Below are 6,551 nucleotides of genomic sequence, written 5' to 3' on the forward strand. Positions count from 1 at the left end.
TGTTTTTTAATATATTTTATAATTTGATTAATATATTTTTCAAAAAATACTAGTTTCAGTTATAAAATATTTGACAAATATAACATAAACTAGTTTAAAGATTTTATGTATTTAAGATAAAGTCAATGCCACTAAAATATCATATCAATTAACCAATTTACTACTGCTAATGCACGTGAAGAATCTCTAAATCCATATAAAAAATATATGTTTTATATAACTATTTTGGGATATAAAAATATATGTAAAATATGATAACTTTATAGGAGATGATTTAAATGTGTACACATGTTCACATTTCAAGTGACAAAAATAATTTTTATTGGGGAAGAACTCTAGATACTTCTTTTAACCCATTTGATATTGGTTCAAAAATAACTATTGTTCCTAAAAATTTTACTTTAGATACTCAAAGTAACCCTTGGAAAACAAAATACGCTTTTTTAGGAATAAATTTATCAGGGTCTACTTTATTTTTTGATGGAGTAAATGAGAAAGGACTTGCTGGAGGACTTTTATTTTTAAACGCATGTACATGGGATAAAAAAGAAAACATAGAAAATGAAGGACTTACAGCTATTAATAGTGGTGAAATAATTCCTTGGATTTTAAGTAACTTTGAAAATGTCAATGAGATAAAAGAAAATATATCAAAAATTGCAGTTACTGGTGACGACATTCCTTCATTAGGAGAGTTAGGTAAAGGTAACCCTATAACTGCTCATTATACTTTTACAGACAAAATGGGTAATTCAGTTGTATTAGAACCTACAAATAATGGACGTTTTAGAGTCTTTGATAATAATGTATGTGTAATGGCTAATGATCCAACATTTGATTGGCATATGACTAATTTAGCAAATTACATTCAAGTACAAGGATTTAATAAACAACAAAATCATTTAAATAATAAAACAGTAATTACGCCAATTTCAAATGGTTCAGGTATGCTTGGTCTACCAGGAGATTATACTTCACCATCAAGATTTGTACGTGCATCATATTTAAGAAATCTTATAGGAGAAGTTAGTGATGAAGAAGCACCAAGTCGATTATTTAGTATTTTAAATTCTGTTTGGATTCCAAAGGGAGTTGAACGTTTTTTTGAAGATAAAGATGATTCAGATTTTACAAGTTATATGTGTGCATATGACCAAAATTTAGGCAAATTATATTTACGTGTTTTTAATCATATAGATACAATGGAATTTTCTTTAGACAATGTTATAGAAAATAAATTAGTAACTTATTCAGTTAACTAGCAATTAAAGAAAATAATATTTATAAAAAAGTATTATTTTAGATGTAGTTTTTTATATTAAAGTAAGTGTCCTTAAAATTTCACTTTAGTGACTAGTTATATATCTAGTAAAAAAGCCCTTAGAATCCAAATAAATGGATTTTAAGGGCTTTTTTACTAGATATTTTTAAATAAGTTTTTAAGGATTAGTATTTATTATGTGTATTATCAATAATGCGATATTTTATTTTTGTTGTATTATTTCTAAATTTATTAATCTTCTAACTCTTCAAATATTGTATTTGCCGTAATCCATCGTTCAAACCTAATTTTTACAACTAAACTATATAATCCAAATGTTATTACTATTAATATCCACCATAAAATCCAATGATTTATCAACTCTTTAGGATCACCTATAAATTTAAGCCTTTTTCCACAAATAACCGTATGTTTACATGTAGCTTTTTGTTTTATACAAATTATCCATGGATAAGCTAATCCTAAAGTTACAATACCTAAAAGAATCATTTTTAAATGTAAGAGAATATATTCACTTACTTTTTTATCAAAGTAAGAATCGTATTTTTCTTTGTTAATTATAATTGATGACTGTTTCATTTTTTTCAAAACCTTTCTATTTTACATTATTTAACTAATAATAATTATATCAAAGTTTAAATTTAATGGTCTATAATAGTAACTATTGCTTGAATTTCACTTTAGTGACTAGTTACATATTTAGAACAAAGTTAATACCCTTAGAATCCAAATAAATGTATTCTAAGGGCTTTTTTACTAGTACTCTTTAAACAAGTTTTTAAAGACTAGTATTTTTCCGAAACAATTATAGAACTAGACACTTTCATTATTAAGTATAATATTATTCTAAATACAAAAGTAAAAAATTAATCTCAGCAATATCAATATATACATAAATAAACACCTGTTTTTTACTTATTTCAGTATCCCACTTATTTGAAATAATTTATTTATAAATTCATGTTATTTCCTCAATTTATGGGTAATTATATTAAAGACTATTAAAAAAGGAGTGTTTTATATGGATTATTCAATGTTTTGTTATCAATGTGAACAAACAGTTGGAGGTAAAGGCTGTACAAAAGTAGGAGTTTGTGGTAAAACCTCAGATATAGCAGCTCTTCAAGATTTACTTATTTATCAAATAAAAGGCATCAGTTGTTATGCAAATGAGTTAATAAAAAAAGGTGAAAAGATAGATAAAGATATAGTTAGTTTCGTTGAAAACTCTTTATTTACAACACTTACAAATGTTAACTTTGATGGTGATGTTCATGAACAATTGTTAAGAAAGTCACAAGAAATAAAACAATCTTTAAGAAGCAAGATATCATCATGTGAAAATTTCAGTGAAGAGGCTACATATAATTTAAGTGAAACTAGAAATCAAATGTTAGAAGATGCTAAACGTGCAGGTATAATGTATGATCAAAACTTAGACCCAGATATACGTTCATTAAGACAAACTATAATTTATGGATTAAAAGGAGTATCTGCATATGGTCATCAAGCTAGAGAATTAGGATATTATAATGATCAAGTTGATGAATTTTATTTTAGAGCATTAGCTGCAACTTGTGATGAGAATTTAACAGTAGAAGATTTAATAACATTGACTTTAAAAACAGGTGACATGAGTGTTGCTGTTATGCAAAAACTGGATGAAGCAAACACTACTATTTACAAAAATCCAGCTCCTCATAAAGTAAATGTAAATATAAAAAAAGGTCCATTTATAATAGTTTCTGGCCATGATTTAAAAGATTTAGAAATGCTTTTAAAACAAACTGAAGGCAAAGGAATAAATATATATACTCACGGTGAAATGATTCCTTGTCATGGTTATCCAGAACTTAATAAGTATCCTCATTTAGTAGGAAACTTTGGTGGAGCTTGGCAAGATCAACAAAAAGAATTTGATAATATTCCAGGATGTATATTAATGACTACAAACTGTCTTATGAAACCTAGAGATTCATACAAAGATAGAATATTTACAACAAGTGTAGTTGGTTGGGATGGAGTAAAATATATAGGAAAAACTGAAAGCGGAGAAAAAGACTTTAGTGAAATAATAAATAAAGCTTTAGAACTTGGTGGATTTAAAGAAGACCAAGAACCTAAGGAAATTTTAGTTGGATTTGGACACAATGCTACATTAAGCAATGCACCAGCTATAATAGATGCAGTTAAGTCTGGTAAATTAAAACATTTCTTCTTAATTGGGGGATGTGATGGGGCAAGATCTGGAAGAAATTATTATACAGAATTTGCTACTAAAGTTCCAAAAGACTGTATAATACTTACTCTAGCTTGTGGTAAATATAGATTTAATAAACTAGAATTCGGAGAAGTTGCTGGACTTCCAAGACTTTTAGACGTAGGGCAATGTAATGATGCTTACTCAGCTGTAAGAATAGCCCTAGCTTTAGCAGATGCTTTTGATACAGATGTAAATAGCTTACCACTTTCTATAATATTATCATGGTATGAACAAAAAGCAGTTGCTGACTTGTTAGCGCTTTTATCATTAGGAATAAAAGGAATCTATCTTGGACCTACATTACCAGCATTTTTAAGTCCAAATGTACTTCAATATTTGGTTGATACATTCGATATAAAACCTATAAGTACGCCAGAAAAAGATTTAGCATCATGTTTACAAATTCCAAGTAATTAGTCTTAAAATTTAGATTTTCGGAACAGTTAGAACTATTTAAATCGATTTTGAGAGTTTTGTAGTGTATTTGTACTTGTACATAAATAAAATAGCCTTAAAATCGATTTAAATAGATTTTAAGGCTATTTTATTTATGGTGTTCTAGTATGGTTATTTTTTTTGACGAAATATCTCGAAACTCCCCCCTAAATTTAGGTTTAGGGAATAGTTAAATTGAATCTAGTGTTTCCAACACTTCTAACCTATAGAAAAATAAAGAAAGGTCATACTTAATAAAATTAAGTATGACCTTTCTTTATTTTATTTGCTTATAAGGCTCTAATTTCGATTTTAAGGCTTATTTTATAAATAGATAACCTATTTATCCTTAACTTTATTATTTTAGTCCTACATGGATTCTAGACGTTTTTTTAGCCATAATTTACAATGCTTTTTTATCTATTTAATCATACTTTTTCATGTATTCTTCCAATGCCATAGACACTAAATCTTGATTATTATATTTTTTATGTTTGCTGCAAAACTCTTTCCACTTAGTTAATGTTTCACCATAAACCCTAAATGAAGTTACTTTTGCTTCGCTATTAAAATCTTTAATTTGTATTTCATTACTAGCAACTACTTCTATTACATTTGTAGTATCTTTGTAATACAAATTTTCTTTAAAAGCCTTTAGTACTTCAAATATATCTTTCTTGGCTTGAATTATTTCTAATAAATCATCTTTATAATTTTGTAATACAATTGTGGAATCTTTACATTCTGAATCAAAAATTTCTTTGCCCTGAATTATATTTTTTTGTAATACATTTGTATTATCTTTATAATATCTTTTTTCTTTTTGAAAATATTTATATCCATTTTCTCTTATAATTTTTTGAAGAGATTTTTCTCCTATTCCTAGATCTTCTCTAATACGAATTACAGTTTGTCCTTTACTTAATTTTTTATTTAGGTATTCAATTTTTTTATCTATATCTAATTCTAAAAACTCTTCTTTAGTCATTTTATCTCCTTTAAAATACTCAATTTTTTTGTAATACATTTGTAGTATATTACAAACGTATTACAAAATCCTTTTAATATTTTTTATAAAAAATAAAAAGCCCTCTGCAAGAGCCTTCGGAGAAAAAAGAGCATAAGGAGTTTTTGATATCACCCAAGGTGATAATCTGGGCAAAGCCCAGGAATACTCTCATTTTTAGTAAGAAAATCATGACCCCATGAAAAAATCAATTGCATGCACTTTTGCCATCACTTTTGACTGCTAATTGCCATCGTAAAAATAGCCTATTTTATAAGCTTATTTTTTCTATTTTTGAATATTTTTTAGTAATCTTTTTTTAAAATATATAGTAATAATTTACTGTTAGGTAACTGATATTTATATAAGCCTGCGTTAGCATCAACTTTTCTTACTTGCCCTTTTGTTGTTTTAGTTCTTGCATTTTGTTTTTTAATTGTTTAAACAAAATAACTTGCAAAATCTATGCAACTAATATACAACAGGTACGAGGGAGCTGAAATCGACGCAATTATTCCCTTATGCCATCAAAATAGCTTGTACTAAAAATAAACATAACTATTCTGATTCATAAGGAATAATTGCTTTTGATAATACAACAGTATACTTCGGTCGCCTTATCTTCTCGCACCCTTTCTATTATGTGTAAACACCCATAAACTTTCTACACTATGGTTCTATCCTAGTGCTGATATCTGTTTATGGTTCCCGATACATTAGTATCCTAGAACTCCCACACCCGACCTTTACGTAGTCGTCACGCTCGGACCCGTACTGCCTAAAGAAAGGGACTAGGCTTATCTGTACGGAGGTTCACTTTCTGCAGTGGCTGAACTCACCTGACGTAATTTTAAGTGTTTAACGGCAACTCACTACATGTCATATAGGTGGCATGCAACCTCTTATAATTAAAAAACGCCCTAGGGAAATCCCTAGAGCGTTAAGGTCTAATTTATATTGACTTAAAGTGTTTATCCTTATATACTTATGTATATATTAATAATACAAACTACTTTGGTTGGGTCAACTTTCTAAAGACAGGCTGCAATCTATCTTTAGGACGGATTATTCCTTAACTTCTAGGTATTTGTGATACCTGTAGTTACCTTAAATCGTTTGGCGACGATTTAAAGAACCGAAGTTAAATGGAAAGCACTCTTTTGAGTGCTTTTTTTATTTACTTATATTCATATTTTAACTTTATTTACATAATATAACAATATATTATTTTAAAATATAAAATTTATTACTTTCAACTAAATTAAAACTTTTGAATTATGATATAATATCACCCATCAAAAAAACATTTTCCCAAGAAGTGATTATTATATTTATTTCTGATCTGATTTTTTTATTCTTTAATTGTGTCAGGATTTTTCTTTATAGTCACATTTATATTTTTAATAGTTGGGTATAACTGTATACCTAAAGATCAGAGTAAAAATTATTATGAAACAAAACTTATTAAAGATTTCAGAAATGTTTTTTTAATCTGGACTAATATGGCTATTTGAAAGAATTGGTTATATACTAATTTCTGATTGTTGTTTTTTAATATATTTTAT

4 protein-coding genes are annotated in these 6,551 nt (G+C 27.3%); 2 read left to right on the forward strand and 2 right to left on the reverse strand.

The genetic code is table 11. The annotated features are described in order from the left end of the window. Nucleotides 1–278: 278 nt before the first annotated feature. Nucleotides 279–1,262 carry a linear amide C-N hydrolase gene (locus BN346_RS04275; protein ID WP_034439832.1) on the forward strand — a complete coding sequence of 328 codons (984 nt, stop codon included), beginning with the start codon at nt 279–281 and terminating at the stop codon, nt 1,260–1,262. Between the two features lie 251 nt (nt 1,263–1,513). On the opposite strand, the gene BN346_RS04280 is transcribed toward BN346_RS04275, so the two are convergent. Next, entirely contained in the window at nt 1,514–1,861 is a 348-nt protein-coding gene (locus BN346_RS04280; protein WP_034439835.1) for a DUF6693 family protein, read from the reverse strand. Nucleotides 1,862–2,303: 442 nt separating this feature from the next. Here BN346_RS04280 and hcp point away from each other — a divergent pair, with 442 nt between their 5' ends. Beyond that, nucleotides 2,304–3,962 (forward strand): hydroxylamine reductase, encoded by a 1,659-nt coding sequence (hcp, locus tag BN346_RS04285; RefSeq protein WP_034439837.1) that lies wholly within the window; start codon nt 2,304–2,306, stop codon nt 3,960–3,962. A gap of 442 nt (nt 3,963–4,404) precedes the next feature. Here hcp and BN346_RS04290 read toward each other — a convergent pair whose 3' ends face one another. Further along, nucleotides 4,405–4,968: a hypothetical protein gene (locus BN346_RS04290; protein ID WP_034439839.1), complete on the reverse strand. Its 564-nt coding sequence runs from the start codon at nt 4,966–4,968 to the stop codon at nt 4,405–4,407. Nucleotides 4,969–6,551: the final 1,583 nt, after the last annotated feature.

This window comes from Clostridium ihumii AP5 (assembly GCF_000612845.1).
GTDB lineage: Bacteria > Bacillota > Clostridia > Clostridiales > Clostridiaceae > Clostridium_J > Clostridium_J ihumii.

What these genes read in the sequence shown, in the direction of transcription:
- hcp (WP_034439837.1), top strand. Translation starts at nt 2,304, where the DNA reads ATGGATTATTCAATGTTTTGTTATCAATGTGAACAAACAGTTGGAGGT.
- BN346_RS04280 (WP_034439835.1), bottom strand. Translation starts at nt 1,861, where the DNA reads ATGAAACAGTCATCAATTATAATTAACAAAGAAAAATACGATTCTTAC.
- BN346_RS04275 (WP_034439832.1), top strand. Translation starts at nt 279, where the DNA reads ATGTGTACACATGTTCACATTTCAAGTGACAAAAATAATTTTTATTGG.
- BN346_RS04290 (WP_034439839.1), bottom strand. Translation starts at nt 4,968, where the DNA reads ATGACTAAAGAAGAGTTTTTAGAATTAGATATAGATAAAAAAATTGAA.